Source organism: uncultured Bacteroides sp., from assembly GCF_949298305.1.
In the GTDB taxonomy this organism is placed as follows: Bacteria; Bacteroidota; Bacteroidia; order Bacteroidales; family Bacteroidaceae; genus Bacteroides.
This window is the reverse complement of sequence record NZ_CASFWU010000073.1, coordinates 1-23,938: the sequence shown is the minus strand read 5'-3', so window position 1 is coordinate 23,938 and position 23,938 is coordinate 1. Positions and strand designations below refer to the sequence as shown.

Sequence of the window (23,938 nt, the reverse complement as noted above, 5' to 3'; positions counted from 1 at the left end):
CCTTTGGCACGTTGGCACACAGTTTGCAATCTCCTATGTGAACGACGGTTTGAGAAACGGTACAACAAGAACCGGATGATTGAATCGGAGTTCAAAAGAAAAATGAATGTTTAACTTTTTAAAATAGGAGATTATAACTATGATGCCTACAAGAAGAAACCAAAACTGGTTACCAAGTATTTTTAATGACTTTTTTGATAACGACTGGATGGTAAAGGCTAATGCAACTGCTCCTGCCATCAACGTATTTGAAACGGAAAAGGAATATAAAATAGAATTGGCCGCACCGGGTATGACCAAAGAAGATTTCAACGTCCACATTGACGAAGACAACAACTTGGTCATCAGCATGGAGAAGAAAACTGAGAACAACGAAGAGAACAAAGAGGACAAGAAGGAAGGTCGCTACCTGCGCCGCGAATTCTCATACACCAAGTTCCAGCAGACCATGATTCTCCCCGATGACGTGGATAAGGAAAAGATTTCCGCCCATGTAGAAAACGGTGTGCTGAACATCGAATTGCCAAAATTCACAGAACAGGAAAAGGAAAAGGCCAAAAAATTCATCGATGTGAAATAACACATTGAAAAGTAATAAAGGAATGAGAGGCTGTCTCAGATTGAGACAGCCTTTTTTGTGTCTGCAAAAAATCGGGCAAGTCCTAACTTCGCTCAGCCAGAACTTGCCCGTCTCCCTATTTTTTGTATCTTAGGGAATCAAGTCAAGATATCCCAAAGATAATGTTTAAAAGTTACACATCCAACGATAATCTGCTTTTCATCCGTGTTTAGGCGATTTTATTCCCCTGAACGATCCGGTCCGGGTTGTTCACCGTATCATTGAACGGATAAACCTTGAAGAACTTTACCGCAAGTATTCTCCTAAAGGCTGTTCTGCGTACCATCCGCGCATGATGCTTCAGATTCTTGTCTATACTTATCTGCGTAATATTTATTCCAGCCGTCGCATAGAAGAGTTCTGTCGCAATGACATCCGCTTCATGTGGATTACAGAAAATGTGACTCCTGACCATAACACCATCAACCGTTTCCGCAGCAGCCGGCTGAAGGATGTACTGAAGATAGTTTTCGCTACTATTGTAAAGTTCCTTGTGTCGGAAGGTTTTGTAAGTCTGGATGTGGCCTGTACCGACGGGACGAAGATAGAGGCGAACGCCAACCGTTACACGTTCGTCTGGGGCAAGTCCATACATACCCGCATATCCAGAATCGCGGAACAGCTTGAAGAGATATGACAGTACGCCGAGTCCGTCACCAAGCAGGAACTGCGTGATTCCGCTTCCCTCACCTATCAGGAAATCACCCCGGAGAAAGTGGAAAAGGCACTCGGGCAGATAGATGATGCCCTAAATCAAGATACAGGGCACGTTACTGTAAGGAATGCCCGCTAAGATGCCGGTGCCACAGAAGCCGGTCGGAAAGGATTGTACAGATAAACCACCGTCTGAGGAAAATCAAGGAAAGAAAACGTGAAAAAGCTACTCTCTGATGAAGGTCTGAAATATCGCAGTCAGCGGCCACAGGATGTGGAAGCCGTATTTGGAAACCTCAAGAACAACAAACACTTCAAGAGGTTCCATCTTCGTGGACTTAAGAAGGTTGAAATTGAGTTCGGACTGCTGGCCATTGCACATAATCTTACAAAAGTAGCCTCTTAGGGGCTTATGGCAACGAAAAAAACAGTTTGAAAGGAGGAAATCTTCAAAAGTAAGTTTATAAACCCCTCTTTTGAGAAAAATACAAATGACTTTAATTTGAGATGAAACAAAAGAGGCCATCTCAAGTTTATTTTAAATCTCTTTTTGTATTAATGTGAAACAAAAATACATATCTCACAAAATAAAGTTTTTATGAATAGGAAATACGACAAACAAAATACTTATACCATATTCAAATCCGAGATCATATTACTAAATTTTAACCCATTTAGCAAAATAGAGTCACGTTTAGACACAATCAACCTTTTTTTATATTCTTAAATAAAATACAAATTTACTCAAGCTCTCAAGTTTATTAATAAGTTGTAGTTAAGCAGTTTAGCTAGCACCTATATAGAAATGACACCAACAATACAATTAAGCAATCGGCTTTAACTTCAAAGCACGCCCTGGTGGAGGATAATTTATTTCAACTTCTTTAACTTCTGTAAGTTACCGACTTGCGAAACTATCCTGATTTATACTCCGCTCGACAGGCCAGCGACTTAACAACAGGTTATACACCATAATAAAAAACGATGGTGAAGATTGAACGGGAATGCGTACTTTTGCAGGCAGAAATAACGATAAAAAAGAAAAAATATGTTAGACAAAGGAAACAGGGCTAATACCTTACATGGTATTCTTTTGATTATGCTATTCTCGTTCGCAGCTTTCTACATTGCGGACATTCCCGTAGTGAAACAACTCTCGTTCAGCCCGTTGATTGTGGGTATCGTCTTGGGTATGCTTTATGCCAACAGCTTGCGTAACCGCCTGCCGTGGCGTTGGGTACCGGGTATCAAGTTCTGCAGCAAACGCATTTTGCGTTGGGGTATCATCCTTTACGGATTCCGTTTGACGCTGACACAGGTCGCAGCTGTGGGACTTCCGGCGATAGCAGTAGATGCCATCATTGTGGCAGGTACCATTTTTCTGGGCATCTGGCTGGGACGTTTGCTTAAGATTGATGCCGATACGGCACTGATGACTTCTACAGGCAGTGCCATTTGTGGTGCTGCGGCTGTGCTGGGAGCCGAGCCCGTAGTAAAGTGTGAGAGTCACAAAACAGCCATCGCAGTGTCTACAGTAGTAGTCTTTGGCACCTTATCCATGTTCCTTTACCCAATTCTCTACCGCACGGGACTGCTGAGTGGACTGACGGATACACAGGTGGCTATCTACACGGGCAGTACGTTGCATGAGGTAGCACACGTGGCCGGAGCAGGTAACGCTATGGATCCTACGGATGCCTTAGGCATAGCGGGTACAGCCACCATTACGAAGATGATACGCGTCATGCTGCTGGCACCGGTACTGGTGATAATGAGTTTTGCTCTGGCCAGGAGCCGTAAGACAACAAGCGGAGTGCAGGAGAAAAAGGGTAAGATTACGATACCTTGGTTTGCCTTTGGATTTATTGCTGTTATCTGCCTGAACTCATTCTTGCAATATGTATGCGGCGTGGATAGTGTGAAGGAAATCCCGTTGAACGGAGCCATCGAATACATTGATACCTTCATGCTGACCATGGCCATGACAGCTTTGGGCACTGAAACCAGTCTGGAGAAGTTCAAAAAGGTGGGTGCCAAGCCTTTCGTATTGGCCGCTCTGCTTTACGTCTGGTTAGTAGGTGGCGGATACTTGATTACAAAGTATTTTGTATAGTCTGTAGTTTCAGATGTCAGGTCCCACAATTCAAGTTTTGCAAGTGCGAATTGTAAATCGGCGAAGCCAAACCTGCAGGAGTTAAAGGGGGTATCGGGGGTGTGTCTAAACAAAAGTATCCGAAGCTCCCCTCCTTCCAGAAGGAGGGGAGTTATTTACCGAAACTTGCAGGAGTTAAAGGACTTAAAAGAAAGCCAATAGAAAAACAAACAGCTCACAATGTATTGGCTTAACTCCTTAACTTCTTAACTACTTAACTACCAGAGAAATATTAAATCCGAAACTTAAGCTTGTTAGCAATAAAGCAGTAATGAAGGTGCCAGCTCATCTGAAGGTGGACTTCAACAGGTAAAGTTTGATAGAATAACAGATGAAAAATCTTGGAAAGCTTGTGTATCTGAGCTTTATATTTCAAGTCAACTTATTGATTGATAACGCTTTATTGCTTCATAAACTTTAGCGGAATAATAAAATCCGTGTTATTCTGTACCATCTGTGACAGTAAATATAGAGTCATCAAGGCAATTTGACATCTATAGTCTCCAGTGCTCGCCGTGCTGCCAAGCGCCCGCTTTCCACAATGGCAGAGGCGTGGTGAAACTCCATCATATCGTATTCGTCGCCCGACATGTGCACAAGCAACTGAGGTGGATTGGCAGCCAATTGGTAGCGCGTAATCTGTTGCATCATCAGGCGCGATGACTTGGTAAGTTGCAGGTAGGGTGTAAGACGCTTGCGCCTTCCCTCAGTGGCTGGTGCGTTGACATCCACTGCCACCAGCATGTCGCCTTCCGTACGGATGGCATGATTCAGGGGAAGAGGGTTCAGGATACCGCCGTCCACTAATACCTGGTCGCCACGCCGAAAGGGGCGGAAAAGCATGGGGATGGAGATAGAGGCGCGGATAGCATCGAAAAGACTGCCACTGGTAAACTTCACTTCACAATCATGTACAATGTCAGTGGCCAAGGCCGCATAGGGAATAGGTAGGTCTTCAATCTGTATTTCGGGGATAATCTGTTTCAACTCGCGGATAAAGCGGTCGCCTCTTACCAATCCGTCACGGCTCAGAGAGATGTCAGCCAGTTGCCACATTTTCCGTTTATCCCATCCGCACATCCATTGTTTGCATTCCTCCAGCTTACCCGTGGCATACATGGCACCTACCATGGCGCCCATCGAGCTACCCGTGATGGAGGCAATTTCGTAATGATGTTCCAGCAGTTCCTCAATGACTCCTATATGGGCTATTCCACGGGCACCGCCCATGGAAAGCACCAATGAAATCCGTTTCTTTTCCATTTAATCCTGTTATTTAAATAACTTAAGTTTCGGATTTAATATTTCTCTGGTAGTTAAGGAGTTAAGAAGATACATTGTGAGCTGTTTGTTTTTCTATTGGCTTTTAACTCCTAAGCCCGTCCAAGACGGGCGATAACTCCTTTTAAGTCCTTTAACTCCTGCAAGTTTCGGTAAAACCGAAACTTGAGTTAAATAAGAGCATTCTAACAAAGCCTACGGCTATGATGAGCTGCAAATTGCATGAATGCCTGTGGAAGTCCCTCTTCTTGACCTTGCAGACGTACGAAGCAGAAGTCGCGGAGCATGGGCGTGTCCTTGATTTCCACAATGCGGAAGGTCCCAGCTGCTAATTCTTTCGAAATAGACCGGACAGAAACGATACCCAAGCAATCAGCATTCTCCAGAAAGAGTTTGATACTTTCCGTACTACCTAGGTACATCAGTACATGTAGGGCGGAGAGTTTGATGCCATGATTTCCTAAAGCCTGTTCTATCACGTCCAATGTGCCCGAGCCTCGCTCGCGTAACACTAGGGGAAAACGCGTCAGTTCTTCTGGAGTCAGCTCCTCGGGGACGTCTAACCGACTTCCCGTATATACTACGGTTACCAGTTCATCGCGCAAGAAGGGCGTGTAACGCAAGCCTTGTGTGCGGCAGACGCCTTCTACGAGACCCAAGTCAATGCGGTGCTCTTGCAAAGCCACTTCAACCTCTCGCGTATTACCACTCAACAGTGAAAGGCTCACCTGAGGAAATTTGCTGATAAAGCTGCCCAACAGGAGTGGCAGTACATATTGTGCTACGGTGGTACTGGCTCCCAGCTTCAGTTCACCTGTATACTCGTTGTGAAGCAGGTGCATCTCGTATTCAAGTCGTTTGTACTCTTCCAAAATGCGTTCGCAGTGTTCCAGTAGCAATTTGCCAGCCTGTGTAAGTGCAATCTTACCTCCCTGTCGGTCAAACAGACGAGCCTGATAAGCAGTTTCCAATTCCTGGATGTGCTTGGTGATGGCAGGCTGGCTAATAAAAAGTTCTTGCGAAGCCTTGGTAAAGCTCAGGTTCTTGGCTACAGACTGAAAAACCTTCAGACGGAAATCATTCATACCTCAACGGCCTTTATCAATACTCTACCTTGTCCACTTTGTCCATCCACTTGCGGAAAGCCTCCAATGCCTCTTCATGCATCAGTACTTCAGAAGGAAGTTGCCGTTCCGAAGGTTTTAGTTCCAATTCGTCATAGATGAACGAATCGTCGAAACCGATGTTTTTGGCGTCAGTTTTATTGTTGGCATAGTACATTTTATCCAGTCGTGCCCAATAGATGGCACCCAGACACATGGGACAAGGTTCGCACGAGGTATAAATTTCGCACCCGCTCAGGTTGAAGGTTCCTAACTTGGCGGCAGCTGCCCGTATGGCACTTACTTCAGCGTGTGCCGTAGGGTCGCACTGTGCCGTTACGCGATTGGTACCCGTAGCAATAATTTCACCGTTCCTGACAATCACTGCCCCAAAGGGTCCTCCCCCATTATTCACATTTTCAATGGAAAGCTCAATGGCTTTCTTCATTAAATCCTCTTTATTCATATATATAAGTTTATAATCATTCTGATAAAAGAACGACTGATTCATATAACAGCACAAAGATAATTGAACTCATCTGAATACAGATGAAAATAGAAAGAATTATGTAAGCAACAAATAATCTTAAAAGACGCGAAGTCCTCCAGCCCCACTATCCTCCCTCAAATTCTATTGCTCTTTATAAAAAAAGCCCTGCCGGGATACCAGCAGGGCTATAAATTAATGCAGAGGTACCTGGCGGATTCGAACCGCCGTGCACGGTTTTGCAGACCGCTGACTAAGCCACTCATCCAAGGTACCAACTTTGTCGAAGAACGCTTTATTTCTCGATTGCGGATGCAAAGGTAGTACATTTTTTGTAATTACCAACTATCCGCAGCACTTTTTCTTTGTTTCTTTATGCTCTTCCCTGCATGAAGCATGCTTCTTCCCGTACAAATGCTTTAATTCACAATTGGTTGCACATCCGTCACAGGGGTTCGTTTTTTTTCTCATACGAACGAAAAAAGAGTAACCCCATCTGACAATGTATGCCGAACAGAGCAGGAGGAGGAAAGCAACTGCCCATTCCTGCCAATTCATAGGAACAGCCCCCCTATGCGATAGATGGCAAATGCGACCAGCCAAGCCAGAATGGTAGTGTACACAGCTGCAAAAAGACTCCACTTCCAACTGCCGGACTCTCCCTTGATGGCGGCCAGTGTGGCAATGCAGGGGAAGTAAATGAGAACAAATACCATGTAGCAGAAGGCTACCAGCGGTGTTATCGGGATGCGTTCGCCCAGGCTGACAGAGTCAGCTTCGGCATCATCGGCATAGAGTACGCCCAACGTACTTACCACCAATTCCTTGGCGCCTACGCCTGAGAGGATGCCTACCCCCAGTTTCCAGTCAAAACCAAGGGGCTCAATCAACGGCTCGATGCCCTTGCCAATCTTTCCGATGTAGGAATTTTCCTGTTGCTCGGCCACCGTATCGTATTCCTTGTGGTTGGGGTAATAGCCCAACGCCCAGATGACGATGGAGGCTACCATGATGATGCCGCCCATCTTGCGCAGATATTGTGCACCCTTTTCCCACGTATGGCGAAGGATGGATTTTGAGGTCGGCATCCGATAGGGGGGCAGCTCCATGACAAACGGTGTGTCGTCACCCTTCACCAGGAAGCGGCTGAAGACGCGCGCCATCAGTACCGCCAGCAGGATGCCGATAGTATAGATGAGCAGCAGTATCAGACTGGCATTATTCGGGAAGAAGGCACCTGTCAGCAACAGGTAAATAGGCAGGCGGGCACTACAGGACATCAGCGGATTGATGAGCATGGTGATGAGACGGCTCTTGCGGTTTTCGATGGTGCGTGAAGCCATGATGGCCGGCACGTTGCAACCGAAGCCCATAATCAGAGGGATGAATGACTTGCCGTGCAGACCCATTTTGTGCATAATCTTATCCATGATGAAAGCGGCCCGGGCCATATAACCTGAGTCTTCCATCAGGGAGATGAAGAAGTAAAGAATCAGAATGTTGGGCAAAAAGACTATCACGCCGCCCACACCGCCTATGATGCCGTCCACCAGCATGTCTTTCAGCGGGCCTTCGGCCATGTTGTTGCGTATCAGGTCCCCCAGCTTTTCTACCAGCCACTCAATGCCCTGCATGGGATAGTCGCCCAAGACAAACGTGCCCTGAAACATGATGTAAAGAAACAGGAAGAAAATAGGGTATCCCCATATCCGATGGGTCACGATGGAGTCTATCACACGGGTGGTGCGCTCCTTGTCCTGCAAGTGGTTGTCCACGAAGGTTTCCTTCAGTGCGCCCGAGATGAAGCCGTACTTGGCATCTGTGATGGCCTGTTCGCTGTCTTCATTGATGGCAGTGCGCAGGCGCTGTTCTTCGCGGTCGCGGGTCTGCAGAATATCGTTGCTGTTGGGGAAGGTTTTGACTATCGATTCCACTTCTTTGTCGTTTTCCAGCAGTTTGATGGCCAGGAAGCGTGTGGAGTACTTGTGACGGATATTTTCGTTGAGAGAAATGACACGCTTCACTTCTTCGATGCTACGTTCCAGTTCGGGGCCGTGGTTTATGTGTATGTGACGGTAGAAGCCTTGCGGGTGTTCCTCTTCTTCCTTGTGGCTGCCATAGTCGTGATCGGGTACATACTCCTTATGCCAATTTTGCAGGTCGTTCAATATTTCTGCACGAATCTTGCCTTTCTTGTCCAAGAAGTCGCCGCCTTCATACATGCCGATGATGACATGAAACAGGGTGTCGATGCCCGTTCCTGTGCGGCAGACGGTAGGCACCATGGGTACTCCAATCAGTTCGCCCAATTTGATATAGTCCAGTGTATTGCCGCTTGCCTTCAGTTCGTCGAACATGTTGAGGGCAATGACCATGCGTACGTTCATGTCTATCAGTTGGGTGGTCAGGTAGAGGTTTCGTTCCAGATTGGAGGAGTCCACCACGTTGATGATAATGTCGGGGGTCTCGTTGATGATGTGTTTCCGCACATAGATTTCTTCGGGCGAATAGGCCGAAAGCGAATAGGTGCCGGGCAGGTCGACGATGCGGAAATGATAGCCCTGGAAATCAAAGAATCCCTCTTTGGCATCCACCGTGACGCCGCTGTAGTTGCCCACATGCTCGTGGAGTCCCGAAGCAATGTTGAAAAGGGATGTCTTTCCGCAATTGGGGTTGCCTACCAGAGCCACGTTGATGGTGCGTCGCTTTCCCAGGGCGATACGTTTCAATTCTTCTTCGCTCAGGTGGATGTCTTCGCTCAAGCGTTCGCATCGGCCTTGCTCCACATGCTGTTCGCGGGCCTCCTGTTCGCTGACAATCTCTATCATGTCGGCCTCTTGCCTGCGCAACGAGATTTCATATCCCATTACCTTATATTTGATAGGATCGCGCAAAGGAGCGTTCAGAAGCACTTCCACTGTCTTTCCTTTAACAAAACCCATTTCCACAATTCGCTTGCGGAAACCGCCATGCCCCAAGACTTTGACAATCACTCCTTTTTCACCGGTATTCAATTCGGATAAACGCATAATATCTACCTTATGTTATAAACTGTATTTTCTGCTGACCAGCCGTTTTGCGGTCGTTTTTCCAATTTTTTCCGCAAAGATAACTGATAATTGCGTACGTAGCAAATAATTTAGATTGTTTTTAAATAACGAATTGCGGCTGTGCTCTGCTCCTTTTCTGTGAAAAGCACATGCAAGTGGGGGCTTTGTACAAGTGACTCTCGTGAGCCGTGCAAGTGTTTCTCGTGAGCCGTACAAGTGACTCTTGCGAGCCGTACAAGTGTCTGTCAAATGAAATGTTTATCATCCTCTTCTTTAATTCTTATCATGCTGATAATTATTATTTTGTGCTATCCCCGATTTGTAGGGAATCGGTTGGGTTCCCCTCTGCCAAAGAAGCCATAAAACGATATACAGTCCGAGATACGTCGGCAATGATGGCTGCCGTGTCCGAAGCGCTTTCTTCGGAATCTTTCACGAAAACCACAATGGTATAGCGTTGTCCGTCGGGCAAGAACACAAAGCCGGCATCGTTTATTCCAATGATTTGTCCGTCGGCATTGCGGTCGCCCGTCCCCGTTTTGTGACCTATGACAGCTTGGGTTCCAATCAAAGGATGCGGAAGGCGTTCTTTGCCTGTCTGACAAGCAATCAGTGCTTGCTGGATGTAGTGTTGGAAATCGGGATTGAAAAGTTCCTTGGTAAGCAGCTTCTCCAGGACACAGGCGGTGGCCAGTGGCGTGCTCCAGTTCTGGTAGCAGCGTTCAGGGTGCCGGTGCATGGCGTCTTCGGTGACAGCTATGGCAAAATCTTTGATGCCCAACTGGCGGATATAGGCATCCGTAGCTTCGGGACCTCCGGTCAGCCGGAAGAGGATGTCGCACGCATTGTTGTCGCTCCACAACAAGGTATAATCCAGCAATTCTTTCACTGTCAACGTGACCTCTCCCGATGGATATTTGTCGCGCAACGGGCTGTAAGTATCAGGTTTCAAATCCGAGGGCTTTACTTCTATCCGTGTGTCAAGGCCGAGACCGTTGCGTCCGCAATAGTCGGCCACGGCCAATGCCTGATGCAGTTTGACCACGCTCATCAACGGGTAGCGTTGTCCGTCGCCCACCGTCACCGTGTCTTTCCCGTTCAAGATGACGGCCACGCCCACTTCCGCCTTTTTGTCTTGAAGCATGTCTGATATGCGCTTGTACAAACCATCCTCTGCAACGCTCTGCCCGGGGAAACACAGCAGAAGTACCCCGACAATTCCATAAATTATCTGTTTCATTTTTACCTCTATTATATAGCTTGATGATGGAGAGGGTGGGAACGCACGAAAGGCTATTCTTCCCATCTCTGCACAAAAATAACATATTTGAGGCAAACAGCCATTCTTTTTCCGGCAAAGAAGCCGGAGAAAAATTGGGTAATGTCTTGTCCGGGTATTATCTTTGCGGACATGGAAGAGAAAAAAGTTTACCGATATATCGAAGAGGAACAACTGTTTGGTCCCGAAGACAGGATTTTAGTGGCATTGAGCGGTGGTGCAGACTCTGTGGCTCTGTTGCGGATGCTCTGCCTGAGTAGCTATCATTGCGAGGCGGCTCATTGTAATTTCCACTTGCGCGGTGAAGAGTCGGACAGGGACGAGCGGTTTGTCCGTCGGTTGTGCAAGGAGTTGCAAGTGCCCCTGCATGTAGCTCATTTCAACACGGCAGAGGAAGCCGCTGTACGCCACATCTCCATCGAAATGGCAGCACGCGAACTGCGCTATGCGTGGTTTGAAGAAGTGAGGAAAGAATGTGGTGCTGCGGTTGTGGCCGTTGCCCACCACGCCGACGACAGTGTGGAGACCTTTCTGCTGAATCTGATACGGGGAACGGGCATCAACGGCCTGCGGGGCATTCGTCCCAAGAACGGACACATTGTTCGCCCGCTGCTTTGCCTGAGCCGTGGGGAGATTGTTGCTTATCTGCAACGGCTGGGGCAGCCCTTTGTGACAGACAGTACCAATCTGCAGGACGAATATACCCGCAACAAAATCCGTCTGAATCTGCTGCCCATGCTGGAAGAAATCAATCCTTCTGTCAAGACGGGCATCTTGCAGACAGCCCGCCATCTGGACGACGCTGCATGTATATATAAGAAAGGTATTGAGGAGGCGCGCCGCCGGGTACAGATGCCCGAGGGCATTCGTATAGATGTTTTGCTTCGGGAAGCTGCCCCTGAAACGGTGCTTTACGAGATATTAGCCCCGTTAGGATTCAACACGGCTCAGGTGGGCGACATTTTCCGCTCCCTGACAGGGCAAGCCGGCAAGGTGTTTTCGGCACAGGATTGGAAAGTCGTGAAAGACCGACAATTCCTGCTGATACAGGCCGCAAGCAAAGCCGAGCCGCCCCAACTCCAACAGGAAACTTTTGACTACACTTCTGCTTTCGTTATCCCCCGGGACAAGGATACGGCTTGTTTCGATGCGGACAAACTGGCCGGTCCGTTTTCGTTGCGCCTTTGGCGGCGGGGAGACACCTTCATTCCTTTTGGAATGAAGGGGAGGAAGAAGGTAAGCGATTACCTGACCGACCGCAAATTCTCTTTGTTGCAAAAAGAGCGGCAATGGGTACTCTGTTGCGGCGAGGAAATAGCCTGGCTGGTGGGTGAAAGGAGTGACAACCGCTTCCGTGTAGACGAAAAAACCCGCCGTGTAATTGTAGTCCGGAAGGTAGAGACAAACCGGACATTTGACTCTGCCTTCCGGACGGAAAAGTCTAAAGAATAATCCGGTTCTCCTTCTGCCGTTTGAAGCAATCGGCCAGCAGAGCGGCAAACGGCGTATCATACGTCCGTGCCTTTCGGGGACATCCTTTTACACAAGCGCAACATCTGATGCACTTTTCTGCTATTGTATTGCACTCGTCGCCTTTTACAATGGCTCCGTTGGGACAATGCTCTGCACAATAGCCGCAGTGCGTACATAACTCTTCGTTTACGTGTGGAGACCGGGGGAAAGGTGTTCCGCTCTTGCGCAACTTCATCACTTTGCGCAAGAAACGTAACAGCGGGAAGAATGGCTGTCGGGGTCGCAGAATCTTGCTTACGTCCACGCCGTAAAGATGATTCAAGTCTGCCGCTGCACGTATCTTTGTTGCCAGTTTCTCGCCAAAGAGGCGGGCATACTCCAAGTCGTCCGCATCGGGACGTCCTACGGCAATGGGGCTGGACGAAGTGCTGTAAGAATGTTCGCCCACAAAGGTACCGCCAGCAATCACCTTGAAACCGAGGGCTGAAAGAAAACTGTCCAAGTCTGTCAGTGCCTTCTCGTAGGCCCGGTTGCCATAAACCACAACTGCCACCGCAGGCGCCCCTTTGGAGCGGATGCCTTTTATTCGCTCCAGTGCCAGCGGAGCCACATGGCCTCCGTAGACAGGTACTGCAAACACTGCCAGCGTTGTCTGCGGAATTTCCACTTCTCCATCGGCTTTCAGTGTCAAATCTGATTCGTGTACTGATTTTATTCCTGTTCCGTGAACAATAGCCTCACCTACTTGTTTAGAGGTACGGGTAGGCGAAAAAGTTATTAAATGCACTTCTTGTATATCCATAAGCAGATTTTGTTATTGAGCAAACAAAGATAAAATTTAAAACTTAAAAAAAAGGCATTTCATACCTGATAACCGAAAAAAGTGATTATCTTTGCACCGTTGAAACATTCTGAAACCCTTCACTGAGGTGAAAGGCACATCCAGATTTCCGGTTCAATAACAGACATCCCAAGAACATTTTTATTCAAAGTCTCATTTGCCATGTTGTTCCCGCTAAGAAACTACAATCGCGCATTTGTGTCTTTTTCAATGGATAAACATTAAAACCATTCATACTATACTTTTATGTATAACATCATTCAATTAAACGACAAAAGTCTGTCGGAATTACAAACTATTGCCCAAGAACTGGGTATCAAAAAAATAGACTCGCTCAAGAAAGAAGATCTTGTTTACAAGATACTTGATGAACAAGCTATTGTAGGTGCCACCAAGAAAGTGGCTGCCGAAAAGCAAAAGGAAGAGCGCAAAAGCGAAAAGCAGAAGCGTCCGCGAGCCACCAAGAAAGACAACGCTGACAAAGGAAACACAACTGCCTCAAAGGAAACCGAAAACAAAGCAGAAAAGAATCCACAAGCAACAGACGGTAATACAGATGCCGTAACCATAATCGCCCAAACGGATGAATCAGATGCTCCCAAACGGAAGCCAGGACGTCCCCGTAAGAAAGAAAAAAAGGAACCTGTAGCCGAAGAAAAAACAATGGCAACTTCCCAAATGCCAGTTGAACCCCAACTTGATTTTAAAACTGATTTAGTAGAAACGGAAGCTCCTAAAAATGAAGAACTTGCGAATGAAAGTCCGATTATAGCGGAAGCCAACGACGACTTTATCCCCATCGAAGATTTGCCAACTGAGAAGATTGAACTTCCTTCGGAACTACTGGGCAAGTTTGAAGCAACCAAGGCCGAGATGCCCGTCCCTGCTGTTCCTGAACAAAACCAGCGTCCTCGTATCCGCCCCCGCGAAAATAATGCGGCATTCAACAACAACCGCAACAACAATACCCCCAATAACAATAACCAGCGTCCTGTCCAACAGCGTCCCGCCCAGCCTGTTCCTGCCAATGAAGCCAATATGGCCGAGCGGAAACCCGTAGAGCGCGAAAAAGCCTACGATTTTGACGATATTCTCAACGGCACAGGCGTACTTGAAATCATGCAGGATGGCTACGGTTTCCTTCGTTCGTCAGACTACAATTATCTTTCCTCGCCCGACGACATCTACGTGTCGCAATCGCAAATCAAACTCTTCGGCCTGAAGACGGGCGACGTGGTAGACGGTGTTATCCGTCCTCCCAAAGAAGGTGAAAAATACTTCCCGTTGGTGAAAGTGTCCAAAATCAACGGACGCGACCCGGCCTTCATACGCGACCGCGTACCCTTCGAACACCTCACTCCGCTCTTCCCCGACGAGAAGTTCAAGCTCTGCAAGGGTGGCTACTCCGATTCCATGTCGGCCCGTGTGGTTGACCTCTTCGCTCCGATAGGCAAGGGACAGCGCGCACTCATCGTGGCACAGCCCAAGACAGGTAAGACCATTCTGATGAAAGACATTGCCAATGCCATCGCCGCCAATCATCCCGAGGTGTACATGATTATGCTGCTCATCGACGAGCGTCCAGAGGAAGTGACCGACATGGCCCGCACCGTCAACGCCGAGGTCATCGCCTCCACCTTCGACGAACCCGCTGAACGCCACGTGAAGATTGCCGGCATCGTACTCGAAAAAGCCAAGCGACTGGTAGAGTGCGGCCACGACGTAGTCATCTTCCTTGACTCCATCACCCGCCTTGCCCGTGCCTACAACACCGTTTCACCCGCTTCGGGCAAGGTGCTCTCGGGCGGTGTGGATGCCAACGCCCTGCACAAGCCCAAACGCTTCTTCGGCGCTGCACGCAACATCGAAGGCGGAGGCTCGCTCACCATCCTGGCCACGGCACTGATTGACACCGGCTCCAAGATGGACGAAGTCATCTTCGAGGAATTCAAGGGTACAGGCAACATGGAGTTGCAGCTCGACCGCAACCTGTCCAACAAACGCATCTTCCCTGCCGTCAACATCGTGGCTTCCAGTACTCGCCGCGACGATCTGTTGCAGGACAAGCAGACGCTGGACCGCATGTGGATTCTGCGCAAATACCTTGCCGACATGAACCCCATGGAAGCCATGACCTTCGTCAAAGACCACTTGGAAAAGACCAAGGACAACGACGAATTTCTAATGAGCATGAATTCCTGATTTTGGAGGCCAACGGTTCAAACATTCCCCTAAAGGGCAATCTCTATTCCGCCCGATATGTTTTCCCCGTATCTGTCAGGGTTTACCTTTGCAGATACGGGGAATTTTCTTACCTTTGCGCCTCAAACAGAGAAAAATAATTCAAAAACAATCATACATTTATGTTCGACAATTTAAGCGAGAGACTTGAAAGGTCATTCAAGATTCTGAAAGGTGAAGGAAAAATCACCGACATCAACGTAGCGGAAACGCTGAAAGACGTACGCAAGGCATTGCTCGATGCCGACGTCAACTACAAGGTAGCCAAGAACTTTACAGATACAGTCAAGGAAAAAGCATTGGGACAGAACGTGCTGACAGCGGTGAAACCCAGCCAACTCATGGTGAAGATTGTACACGACGAATTGGCCAAGCTGATGGGTGGTGAAACTGCCGAAATTAACCTTGACGGCAAGCCTGCGGTCATCCTGATGTCGGGTCTGCAGGGTTCGGGTAAGACCACTTTCTCGGGTAAGTTGGCTCGTATGCTCAAGACGAAGAAGAACCGCAAGCCCCTGCTCGTGGCTTGCGATGTCTACCGCCCTGCCGCCATCGAACAGTTGCGCGTGCTGGCCGAGCAGATTGGCGTGCCCATGTATTGCGAGCTGGACAGCAAAGACCCTGTAAAGATTGCACAAAACGCTATTCAGGAGGCGAAGACTAAAGGATACGATTTGGTTATCATCGATACTGCCGGACGTTTGGCCATCGACGAGCAAATGATGGAAGAAATTACCGCCATCAAGAAAGCCATCAATCCGAATGAAATTCTGTTCGTGGTAGACGCCATGACCGGTCAGGATGCTGTCAATACCGCCAAAGAATTCAACGAACGTCTCGATTTCGATGGCGTGGTGCTGACCAAGCTCGACGGTGATACTCGCGGCGGTGCAGCCCTCTCCATTCGTTCGGTGGTGAACAAACCTATTAAATTTGTAGGTACCGGCGAGAAACTCGAGGCCATCGACCTCTTCCACCCTGAACGTATGGCCGACCGCATCCTTGGAATGGGTGACATCGTTTCGCTCGTTGAGCGTGCGCAGGAGCAGTACGACGAGGAGGAAGCCAAACGCCTGCAAAAGAAGATTCAGAAGAACCAGTTCGACTTTAACGATTTCATGAGCCAGATTCAGCAAATCAAGAAGATGGGCAACCTCAAGGACCTGGCATCCATGATACCCGGCGTGGGCAAGGCCATCAAGGACATCGACATCGACGACAACGCCTTCAAGAGCATCGAAGCCATCATTAACTCCATGACTCCCAAGGAACGTACCAATCCCGAAATCCTGAACGGCTCGCGCCGTCAGCGCATTGCCAAGGGTAGCGGCACGAATATCCAGGAGGTAAACCGCCTGCTGAAGCAGTTCGACCAGACCCGCAAGATGATGAAGATGGTGACCGGCAGCAAGATGGGCAAGATGATGATGCCCAAGCTCAAGAAGTAATCCATAAAGACAGATAACCTCCAACAACTAATATCATAGCATTATGACACTGATAGACGGAAAAGCAATTTCAGAACAAGTGAAGCAGGAGATTGCCGCCGAAGTGGCGGAAATCGTGGCCCACGGAGGCAAGCGTCCCCACTTGGCCGCCATCCTGGTAGGACATGACGGCGGCAGCGAAACCTACGTGGCCGCCAAGGTAAAGGCCTGCGAAGTGTGCGGCTTCAAGTCGAGCCTCATCCGCTACGAGGCCGACGTGACCGAAGAAGAGCTGCTGGCCAAGGTGCGCGAACTGAACGAAGACCCCGACGTGGACGGCTTCATCGTGCAGCTGCCCCTGCCCAAGCACATCTCCGAGCAGAAGGTAATTGAGACTATCGACTATCGCAAGGACGTGGACGGCTTCCACCCCATCAACGTGGGCCGCATGTCCATCGGCCTGCCCTGCTACGTGTCGGCCACACCCAACGGCATTCTCGAGCTGCTGAAGCGCTACCACATCGAGACCTCTGGCAAGAAGTGCGTAGTCCTGGGCCGCAGCAACATTGTGGGCAAGCCCATGGCCTCGCTCATGATGCAGAAGACCTACCCGGGCGACGCCACCGTCACCGTCTGCCACAGCCGCAGCCGCGACTTGGTGAAGGAATGCCAGGAGGCAGACATCATCATCGCCGCCATGGGACAGCCCAACTTCGTCAAGGCCGACATGGTGAAGGAAGGTGCCGTCGTGATTGACGTAGGAACCACCCGCGTGCCCGACGCCAGCAAGAATTCGGGCTTCAAGCTGACGGGCGACGTCAAGTTCGACGAGGTGGCTCCCAAGTGTTCATTCATCACCCCCGTGCCCGGCGGCGTAGGCCCCATGACCATCGTCTCGCTGATGAAGAATACCCTTCTGGCCGGCAAGAAAGCCATTTACCAATAAGCCGCGCGCACCCATGAAAGCTTTGCTGGTCGCGTTGGCCGCACTGTCATGCAGCGTAGTCCTCTCCGCACAGGAGCGGATTACGCTGTTGTTTGCAGGTGACCTGATGCAACACCAGGCACAGATAGACGCCGCGCGCACGCCCCAGGGCGGATACGACTACTCCCCCTGCTTCTCGCTGGTCAAGGAGCAGATTAAGCAGGCCGACATTGCCATTGCCAACCTTGAAGTCACTTTGGCAGGGCCGCCCTATCGCGGCTATCCCTCCTTCAGTGCGCCCGATGAATACCTCTACGCTATACGTGATGCAGGTTTCGACATCCTGCTCACGGCCAACAACCATTGTCTCGACAAGGGGAAGAAAGGCGTAGAGCGCACTCTCCAGATGCTAGACTCCCTGCGCATCCCTCATGCGGGCACCTACCGCAACGAGGCCGAACGCAGGCAGAAATATCCGTTGTTTATTCGCAAAAATGGATTTCTTATTGCCTTCCTCAATTATACTTATGGCACTAACGGCATTCCAGTGACTCCACCTCAGGTGGTTAATTGCATTGACAAAGAAACCATTTGCCGCGATATACAAAGTGCCCGGGCACGTCGCCCAGATGCCATCATTGCCTGTATGCACTGGGGGGAAGAATATCACTCCCTTCCCAGTCGAGAGCAGCAGGAACTGGCTGAATGGCTGTTGGAGAAGGGGGTGACGCATATTATCGGTTCGCATCCCCACGTCATTCAACCTATGGAATTGCGTACCGATGGCCTTCGTCAGCATGTCGTTGTCTATTCACTGGGTAATTTTATCTCTAACATGAGTGCTCCCAATACCGATGGCGGCCTTCTGTTCACATTGGAACTGGAGAAATATCCTTTACCGCCCCCTCTTCCTCCTCCTTATTTCCAGTCTCAATGTGCTGTGACCAGCCTTCCTTTTATGCTTTCTCATCCTTATTGCAGGGTATCTGGATGTGGCTATGATTTGGTGTGGACCATTCGTCCTGAGTTCAACCGAGAAAAAAACTTCATTCTCCATCCCGTTTCCCTTCCGTCGGATAGTTTGCCTCAAGAAGCTCGTAAACGCCTGAATATCTTTGTGGAAAACTCGCGGAAGTTACTGCAGAAGCACAATATTGGTATCTTCGAAAACAAAAAATAATGCAGAATGGCAAAAAATATTGTTTCAATTTTTGCAGATTCAAATCATTTAAGAAATGCACTAACATGGTGGCTGTAGTTCAGTTGGTTAGAGCGTCAGATTGTGGTTCTGAATGTCGTGGGTTCGAGTCCCATCTGCCACCCCAAGAAAAGAGAGGAAATTCAGCAATGAATCTCCTCTCTTTCTTTGTTAACCAGTTCGTTAAGCTGAAAATACTTCCGTACAGATTTTCATACCCCACAGATTTTCCTTAACTTTACACTCTCGAAAAAATACATAAAACATCAACGATATGGAAAACAGGAGTTTAGTCACCATTGCCGAGCATGACAAGAAAAAAATCCTTTATATGCTTGAAATGGCGAAAGAGTTTGAAGCATGTCCCAATCGGCATCTATTGGACGGAAAAGTGGTTGCCACCCTCTTTTTTGAACCTTCCACCCGCACCCGTCTGAGTTTTGAAACGGCAGCCAACCGCCTTGGAGCCCGTGTCATAGGTTTTTCCGATCCCAAGGCTACCAGTTCATCCAAAGGTGAAACGCTGAAAGATACCATCAAAATGGTCAGTAACTATGCAGACATCATCGTCATGCGTCACTACTTGGAGGGAGCTGCACGCTATGCCAGCGAAGTGACAACCGTACCCATTGTCAACGCCGGCGATGGGGCAAACCAGCATCCCTCGCAGACTATGCTCGACCTCTACTCCATTTATAAAACGCAGGGTACACTGGAAAATCTGAATATTTTTCTGGTAGGTGACCTGAAATATGGACGCACCGTCCACTCTTTGCTGATGGCCATGCGTCATTTCAACCCAACTTTCCACTTTGTAGCGCCCAATGAACTGAAAATGCCGGAAGAATACAAAATCTACTGCCGCCAACACGACATCAAGTATGTGGAACATACTGAATTCAACGAAGAGACCATTGCCGATGCAGACATTTTGTACATGACACGCGTACAACGCGAACGTTTCACAGACCTGATGGAGTACGAGCGGGTGAAGAACGTCTACATCCTGCGCGACAAGATGTTGGCTCATACACGTCCCAACCTGCGTATCTTGCATCCTCTGCCGCGTGTCAACGAAATTGCCTACGACGTGGACGACAATCCCAAGGCCTATTACTTCCAACAGGCACAAAACGGACTCTACGCACGCGAAGCTATTCTTTGCGACGTGTTAGGCATCACGCTGGAAGATATCAAAAAATAAAGAATGGAGAACAAAGAATGCTCAATCTTCTATTTTCAATTTTCAATTATCCGTTACTGAAATGAACGACAAGAAAGAATTACAAGTGGCCGCGCTGGAGAACGGCACCGTTATCGACCATATACCCTCCGAAAAACTGTTTACAGTCGTATCCCTATTAGGGCTGGAGCACATGAGCAACAACATCACTATCGGCTTCAACCTCAACAGCAAGAAACTTGGCAAGAAAGGCATCATCAAAATTGCTGACAAGTTTTTCTGCGACGACGAAATCAACCGCATTGCCGTCGTGGCCCCTAACGTAAAGCTGAACATTATCCGTGGCTATGAGGTAGTAGAGAAACGTGAGCTGACGCTACCTGACGAACTGCGTGGTATCGTGAAGTGCGCTAATCCCAAGTGCATCACCAATAACGAACCCATGCCCACGCTGTTCCACGTAGTAGACAAAGACAACTGCATCATCAAGTGTCACTATTGCGAAAAGGAGCAGACAAGGGAAGACATTGAAATTATTTGAGGCCTCCCCTATTCCTCTCCTGAAGATAGAGGGAAACCGTATCCTCAGTTCAAACAAATCTTATCAATTCAATAAACAATAGCCATTCGCCCAGTCCCCCCCCCTCTCTCCGGGAGAGGGGTTGTGGGTGAAGCATTAACTCCTAATATATATGAAGGAAGACTGGAAACCGGGAACCATGATTTATCCCTTACCTGCCGTACTAGTGAGTTGTGGCAGCACGCCTGAAGAATACAACATACTCACTGTGGCCTGGACAGGTACCCTTTGCACCAATCCGCCTATGTGCTACATCTCTGTACGTCCTGAACGTCACTCTTACGACATTATCCGGCACAATATGGAATTTGTCATCAACCTGACAACGACTAAAATGGCACGTGCAACTGACTGGTGTGGTGTACGTTCAGGGCGCGACTACAACAAGTTTGAAGAGATGAATCTGACGCCAGGCAAATGCACCGTAGTACAGGCGCCACTGATAGAGGAATCACCTTTGAGCATTGAGTGCCGGGTGAAGGAAATCGTTTCGCTTGGGTCGCACGACATGTTCATCGCCGACGTTGTGAACGTTCGTGCAGACACACGACACCTCAACACCGAAACAGGCAAGCTGGAACTGGCCGAGAGTGACCTACTGGTATATGTTCATGGCGCGTACTATGGACTGGGGGAAAAAATAGGTAAATTCGGTTGGTCGGTCGAAAAGAAAAAGACTGAAAAATAACATTAAGAACAAGGAAGAGACATGAAGTGGACAGCAATGCTTATAGCCATGCTCTTATGGATGACATCCACGCTACTAAGGGCACAGGAAATCATTCATAAAGACAGCATAGCCAGTCACCAGGATACAGAGTCGAAGCGCTATGACCACACGGTAAACTTCGGCATGAAGGGCGGATTCACCTCTTCTCTCTTCCTTATCCCTCACCTTACGGTAAATAATAAGGTCATCGACGAAGTACAAAACAACTACAAGATAGGATATTTCGCCTCTATATTCATGCGCATTAATTTCGGCCGCCACTTTCTTCAGCCCGAAGTATCCTACCATATAAACCGATGCAGTATCCTGTTTAACAAAGAACTGCCAGAGGGAGCCTCCGAAGGAAGCATTCCTGAACAGGCATCTATCACATCAGAAATACACAGCATCGACATTCCTGTCATCTACGGCTACAATATCATCAAACAAGGTCCCTACAGTCTAGCTGTATTTGGTGGACCCAAAATACGCTATATTCTAAACGATCAAAGCGAAATCACGTTTGAAAACTTCGACCAAACGAACATTCACGAAGAACTGCAGCCACTCAATGTCAGTGCCACACTTGGAGTAGCTGTTACTATCTCGCGTATTTTCTTTGATTTCCGCTACGACATCAGTCTTCACAACATCTCCAAGGAGGTAACCTATGATATTCCTCCATCAAGTGACGGCAGCACCGATTTGGGCAGCGGTTTACGATTCCATCGTCGCGACAATGTACTCAGCTTCTCGCTCGGCGTATTCTTCTAGGGACTCTCTGCAAAAACATAACTTGCAGGTGCCAAACTTGAATTATTCATTTTTTTACTTTACTTTTGTGCACCTATAAGAGAACTTCGTATAACTACCTAATAAACAAAAGATGAAAAGAGACGATTTAATTTTCGACATCATCGAAAAAGAACACCAACGTCAGCTCAAAGGCATTGAACTGATTGCATCAGAGAACTTCGTAAGCGACCAAGTCATGCAGGCCATGGGCTCCTGCCTCACCAACAAGTACGCCGAAGGCTATCCCGGCAAGCGCTACTACGGCGGTTGCGAGGTCGTAGATCAGAGCGAGCAGATTGCCATTGACCGCATCAAACAGATTTTCGGTGCAGAATGGGCCAACGTACAGCCTCACTCGGGTGCGCAAGCTAACGCAGCCGTTTTTCTGGCAGTGCTCAACCCCGGCGACAAATTCATGGGCCTGAACCTGGCTCACGGCGGACACCTGTCACACGGCTCACTGGTGAACACGTCGGGTATCATCTACCATCCTTGTGAATACAACCTGAACAAGGAAACCGGTCGCGTGGACTATGACCAGATGGAAGAAGTAGCCCTGCGCGAACATCCCAAAATGATTATCGGAGGCGGATCGGCCTACTCACGTGAATGGGACTACAAGCGTATGCGCGAAATCGCCGACAAAGTAGGCGCCATTCTGATGATCGACATGGCACACCCCGCAGGTCTGATTGCAGCCGGCTTATTGGATAACCCCGTAAAATATGCCCACATCGTTACCTCTACTACCCACAAGACCCTGCGTGGCCCCCGCGGAGGTATTATCCTCATGGGTAAGGACTTCCCCAATCCCTGGGGTAAGAAGACACCAAAAGGCGAAGTGAAGATGATGTCGCAGCTGCTCGACTCGGCAGTGTTCCCCGGCATTCAAGGTGGTCCGTTGGAGCACGTCATCGCTGCCAAGGCCGTAGCCTTCGGCGAAATTTTGCAACCTGAGTGGAAAGAATACGCTGCACAGGTACAGAAGAATGCCGCCGTACTGGCACAGGCATTGATAGACCGCGGTTTCACCATCGTCAGCGGAGGAACGGACAACCACTCCATGCTGGTTGACTTGCGCGCCAAATATCCTGACCTGACGGGTAAGGTGGCTGAGAAAGCGTTGGTATCGGCCGACATCACTGTCAACAAAAACATGGTTCCCTTCGACAGCCGCTCAGCCTTCCAGACTTCAGGTATCCGCTTGGGTACACCTGCCATCACCACACGTGGCGCCAAGGAAGACCTGATGCTTGAGATTGCTGAAATGATTGAAACAGTGCTTTCCAATGTGGACAATGAGGATGTGATAGCACAGGTTCGTGCCCGCGTCAACGAAACAATGAAAAATTACCCGCTCTTCGCATATTGAGAAGAAGATAGATAATTCAAGTTTCGGTTTTACCGAATTGAAAATCGACGAAGCCAATTGAAAATCGGCGAAGCCAAACTTACAGGAGTTAGAGGAAAGTTAGAAGGAAGCCCCCTCCAACTCCCCCCCGAAGGGGGAGAGGTCTCGCCAGGGCGGGCTTGGAAATTAAAGGCCAATAGACCTAATAGATGAGATAATGAAGAATGAGGAGTGAATAATTTCTGCGACTCATTAACCATTAAACATCATAAAACTATCGGCTTTAACTCTTCCCCGATAACTGGAGAGGTAAGAGGGGGTACGTAGCAAAGTGATAGCTTCCTAACTTCCAGTAGAATATCAAAACCGAAACTTAAGTAAATAACTTGCAATTATAAAAAGAGTGCGTCCTCAACGGAACGCACTCTTTTTAGGGATATTCAGTAAATGTCCCTACAAAGTAAGATGGCATATAAAGTCGATAGAGTATAAACCTGAGTTTTGGATAAGATAACACTCTCAACCTAGTGAGAATATCCACGAGTATTCCCTGCGGAGAACCTTCCGTTCTTCGCTTCCACATGTTTATG

At 48.5% G+C, this 23,938-nt stretch carries 19 protein-coding genes, 2 tRNA genes and 1 pseudogene; 14 read left to right on the top strand and 8 right to left on the bottom strand.

What is annotated here, in order from left to right:
- The first annotated feature begins 139 nt into the window (after positions 1-139).
- The 3 genes and pseudogenes from Q1Y74_RS10345 (at position 140) to Q1Y74_RS10335 (ending at position 3,386) form a co-directional block, all read left to right on the top strand.
- The gene (locus Q1Y74_RS10345) at positions 140-580 is read left to right on the top strand and encodes an Hsp20/alpha crystallin family protein (RefSeq protein WP_300814218.1); all 441 of its coding nucleotides are present in this window, start codon (positions 140-142) and stop codon (positions 578-580) included.
- Positions 581-741: 161 nt separating this feature from the next.
- Positions 742-1,679: pseudogene (locus tag Q1Y74_RS10340) on the top strand (transposase).
- A gap of 642 nt (positions 1,680-2,321) precedes the next feature.
- On the top strand, positions 2,322-3,386 hold the full coding sequence (locus Q1Y74_RS10335; protein ID WP_300814217.1) for a YeiH family protein: 1,065 nt from the start codon (positions 2,322-2,324) through the stop codon (positions 3,384-3,386).
- Positions 3,387-3,902: 516 nt separating this feature from the next.
- On the opposite strand, the gene Q1Y74_RS10330 is transcribed toward Q1Y74_RS10335, so the two are convergent.
- The 7 genes from Q1Y74_RS10330 to bla all read right to left on the bottom strand — a co-directional run bounded on the left by Q1Y74_RS10330 (position 3,903) and on the right by bla (position 10,586).
- Positions 3,903-4,688: a patatin-like phospholipase family protein gene (locus tag Q1Y74_RS10330; RefSeq protein WP_300814215.1), complete on the bottom strand. Its 786-nt coding sequence runs from the start codon at positions 4,686-4,688 to the stop codon at positions 3,903-3,905.
- A 203-nt stretch (positions 4,689-4,891) separates the two neighbouring features.
- Positions 4,892-5,791, bottom strand: coding sequence for a LysR family transcriptional regulator (locus tag Q1Y74_RS10325; RefSeq protein ID WP_300814214.1), 900 nt, complete (start codon positions 5,789-5,791; stop codon positions 4,892-4,894).
- Positions 5,792-5,807: 16 nt separating this feature from the next.
- Positions 5,808-6,275 (bottom strand): nucleoside deaminase, encoded by a 468-nt coding sequence (locus Q1Y74_RS10320; RefSeq protein WP_300814213.1) that lies wholly within the window; start codon positions 6,273-6,275, stop codon positions 5,808-5,810.
- 225 nt (positions 6,276-6,500) lie between these two features.
- Positions 6,501-6,572, bottom strand: a tRNA-Cys gene (locus tag Q1Y74_RS10315).
- 69 nt (positions 6,573-6,641) lie between these two features.
- Positions 6,642-6,854, bottom strand: a complete 213-nt coding sequence (locus Q1Y74_RS10310; protein WP_300814212.1) for a hypothetical protein — start codon at positions 6,852-6,854, stop codon at positions 6,642-6,644.
- On the bottom strand, positions 6,851-9,325 hold the full coding sequence (gene feoB, locus Q1Y74_RS10305) for a ferrous iron transport protein B (protein WP_300814211.1): 2,475 nt from the start codon (positions 9,323-9,325) through the stop codon (positions 6,851-6,853). Before feoB ends, Q1Y74_RS10310 begins: the two co-directional genes overlap by 4 nt.
- A 319-nt stretch (positions 9,326-9,644) precedes the next feature.
- Positions 9,645-10,586, bottom strand: coding sequence for a class A beta-lactamase, subclass A2 (bla, locus tag Q1Y74_RS10300; RefSeq protein ID WP_300814210.1), 942 nt, complete (start codon positions 10,584-10,586; stop codon positions 9,645-9,647).
- Between the two features lie 171 nt (positions 10,587-10,757).
- Here bla and tilS point away from each other — a divergent pair, with 171 nt between their 5' ends.
- Complete coding sequence (tilS, locus tag Q1Y74_RS10295) at positions 10,758-12,077, top strand: tRNA lysidine(34) synthetase TilS (protein ID WP_300814208.1); 1,320 nt, start codon at positions 10,758-10,760, stop codon at positions 12,075-12,077.
- Here tilS and Q1Y74_RS10290 read toward each other — a convergent pair.
- The gene (locus Q1Y74_RS10290) at positions 12,067-12,900 is read right to left on the bottom strand and encodes a 4Fe-4S binding protein (RefSeq protein WP_300814207.1); all 834 of its coding nucleotides are present in this window, start codon (positions 12,898-12,900) and stop codon (positions 12,067-12,069) included. The genes tilS and Q1Y74_RS10290 overlap by 11 nt on opposite strands.
- Before the next feature lie 285 nt (positions 12,901-13,185).
- Here Q1Y74_RS10290 and rho point away from each other — a divergent pair, with 285 nt between their 5' ends.
- The 10 genes from rho to glyA all read left to right on the top strand — a co-directional run bounded on the left by rho (position 13,186) and on the right by glyA (position 23,369).
- A complete protein-coding gene (gene rho, locus Q1Y74_RS10285; protein ID WP_300814205.1) occupies positions 13,186-15,141 on the top strand; it encodes a transcription termination factor Rho in 1,956 nt (651 codons plus the stop codon).
- A gap of 161 nt (positions 15,142-15,302) precedes the next feature.
- Complete coding sequence (ffh, locus tag Q1Y74_RS10280; protein WP_300814204.1) at positions 15,303-16,628, top strand: signal recognition particle protein; 1,326 nt, start codon at positions 15,303-15,305, stop codon at positions 16,626-16,628.
- 43 nt (positions 16,629-16,671) lie between these two features.
- The gene (gene folD, locus Q1Y74_RS10275) at positions 16,672-17,553 is read left to right on the top strand and encodes a bifunctional methylenetetrahydrofolate dehydrogenase/methenyltetrahydrofolate cyclohydrolase FolD (protein ID WP_300814203.1); all 882 of its coding nucleotides are present in this window, start codon (positions 16,672-16,674) and stop codon (positions 17,551-17,553) included.
- A 13-nt stretch (positions 17,554-17,566) separates the two neighbouring features.
- A complete protein-coding gene (locus Q1Y74_RS10270; protein WP_300814201.1) occupies positions 17,567-18,712 on the top strand; it encodes a CapA family protein in 1,146 nt (381 codons plus the stop codon).
- A 68-nt stretch (positions 18,713-18,780) separates the two neighbouring features.
- Positions 18,781-18,857 (top strand) — tRNA-His (locus tag Q1Y74_RS10265).
- A gap of 147 nt (positions 18,858-19,004) precedes the next feature.
- The gene (gene pyrB / locus Q1Y74_RS10260; RefSeq protein ID WP_300814199.1) at positions 19,005-19,934 is read left to right on the top strand and encodes an aspartate carbamoyltransferase; all 930 of its coding nucleotides are present in this window, start codon (positions 19,005-19,007) and stop codon (positions 19,932-19,934) included.
- 61 nt (positions 19,935-19,995) lie between these two features.
- The gene (gene pyrI / locus Q1Y74_RS10255; protein ID WP_300814198.1) at positions 19,996-20,454 is read left to right on the top strand and encodes an aspartate carbamoyltransferase regulatory subunit; all 459 of its coding nucleotides are present in this window, start codon (positions 19,996-19,998) and stop codon (positions 20,452-20,454) included.
- 151 nt (positions 20,455-20,605) lie between these two features.
- Positions 20,606-21,181 carry a flavin reductase family protein gene (locus Q1Y74_RS10250; RefSeq protein WP_300814197.1) on the top strand — a complete coding sequence of 192 codons (576 nt, stop codon included), beginning with the start codon at positions 20,606-20,608 and terminating at the stop codon, positions 21,179-21,181.
- A 48-nt stretch (positions 21,182-21,229) separates the two neighbouring features.
- Positions 21,230-21,976 (top strand): porin family protein, encoded by a 747-nt coding sequence (locus Q1Y74_RS10245; protein ID WP_300814196.1) that lies wholly within the window; start codon positions 21,230-21,232, stop codon positions 21,974-21,976.
- 112 nt (positions 21,977-22,088) lie between these two features.
- A complete protein-coding gene (gene glyA / locus Q1Y74_RS10240; protein WP_300814194.1) occupies positions 22,089-23,369 on the top strand; it encodes a serine hydroxymethyltransferase in 1,281 nt (426 codons plus the stop codon).
- The last annotated feature ends 569 nt before the right edge of the window (positions 23,370-23,938 follow it).

Excerpts from the sequence above, each read along its gene's own strand:
- folD (WP_300814203.1), top strand. The coding sequence starts at position 16,672 with ATGACACTGATAGACGGAAAAGCAATTTCAGAACAAGTGAAGCAGGAG.
- bla (WP_300814210.1), bottom strand. The coding sequence starts at position 10,586 with ATGAAACAGATAATTTATGGAATTGTCGGGGTACTTCTGCTGTGTTTC.
- Q1Y74_RS10245 (WP_300814196.1), top strand. The coding sequence starts at position 21,230 with ATGCTCTTATGGATGACATCCACGCTACTAAGGGCACAGGAAATCATT.
- pyrI (WP_300814198.1), top strand. The coding sequence starts at position 19,996 with ATGAACGACAAGAAAGAATTACAAGTGGCCGCGCTGGAGAACGGCACC.
- Q1Y74_RS10345 (WP_300814218.1), top strand. The coding sequence starts at position 140 with ATGATGCCTACAAGAAGAAACCAAAACTGGTTACCAAGTATTTTTAAT.
- Q1Y74_RS10330 (WP_300814215.1), bottom strand. The coding sequence starts at position 4,688 with ATGGAAAAGAAACGGATTTCATTGGTGCTTTCCATGGGCGGTGCCCGT.
- Q1Y74_RS10270 (WP_300814201.1), top strand. The coding sequence starts at position 17,567 with ATGAAAGCTTTGCTGGTCGCGTTGGCCGCACTGTCATGCAGCGTAGTC.
- Q1Y74_RS10290 (WP_300814207.1), bottom strand. The coding sequence starts at position 12,900 with ATGGATATACAAGAAGTGCATTTAATAACTTTTTCGCCTACCCGTACC.
- ffh (WP_300814204.1), top strand. The coding sequence starts at position 15,303 with ATGTTCGACAATTTAAGCGAGAGACTTGAAAGGTCATTCAAGATTCTG.
- feoB (WP_300814211.1), bottom strand. The coding sequence starts at position 9,325 with ATGCGTTTATCCGAATTGAATACCGGTGAAAAAGGAGTGATTGTCAAA.
- rho (WP_300814205.1), top strand. The coding sequence starts at position 13,186 with ATGTATAACATCATTCAATTAAACGACAAAAGTCTGTCGGAATTACAA.
- Q1Y74_RS10250 (WP_300814197.1), top strand. The coding sequence starts at position 20,606 with ATGAAGGAAGACTGGAAACCGGGAACCATGATTTATCCCTTACCTGCC.
- glyA (WP_300814194.1), top strand. The coding sequence starts at position 22,089 with ATGAAAAGAGACGATTTAATTTTCGACATCATCGAAAAAGAACACCAA.
- pyrB (WP_300814199.1), top strand. The coding sequence starts at position 19,005 with ATGGAAAACAGGAGTTTAGTCACCATTGCCGAGCATGACAAGAAAAAA.
- tilS (WP_300814208.1), top strand. The coding sequence starts at position 10,758 with ATGGAAGAGAAAAAAGTTTACCGATATATCGAAGAGGAACAACTGTTT.
- Q1Y74_RS10320 (WP_300814213.1), bottom strand. The coding sequence starts at position 6,275 with ATGAATAAAGAGGATTTAATGAAGAAAGCCATTGAGCTTTCCATTGAA.
- Q1Y74_RS10325 (WP_300814214.1), bottom strand. The coding sequence starts at position 5,791 with ATGAATGATTTCCGTCTGAAGGTTTTTCAGTCTGTAGCCAAGAACCTG.
- Q1Y74_RS10335 (WP_300814217.1), top strand. The coding sequence starts at position 2,322 with ATGTTAGACAAAGGAAACAGGGCTAATACCTTACATGGTATTCTTTTG.
- Q1Y74_RS10310 (WP_300814212.1), bottom strand. The coding sequence starts at position 6,854 with ATGAATTGGCAGGAATGGGCAGTTGCTTTCCTCCTCCTGCTCTGTTCG.